At 55.8% G+C, this 215-nt stretch carries 1 rRNA gene; it reads right to left on the reverse strand.

The window, feature by feature from the left end:
- Nucleotides 1–215 (reverse strand): 23S ribosomal RNA (locus C3B52_RS36075); the annotation flags it as partial.

The following is a 215-nucleotide window of genomic DNA, read 5'->3' on the forward strand; positions in this document are numbered from 1 at the left end:
TTCTCTCCTCGCCTACCTGTGTCGGTTTGCGGTACGGGCACCTTGTTCCTCGCTAGACGCTTTTCTTGGCAGTGTGAAATCAGGGACTTCGGTACTAAAATTTCCCTCGCCATCACAGCTTGTGCTTGACGGTGTGCGGATTTGCCTACACACCACACTTGCTGCTTGGACGGCCATCCAGTAGGCCGCTCACCCTATCCTCCTGCGTCACGCCA

Source organism: Brevibacillus reuszeri, from assembly GCF_002897295.1.
Lineage (GTDB): Bacteria > Bacillota > Bacilli > Brevibacillales > Brevibacillaceae > Brevibacillus > Brevibacillus reuszeri_A.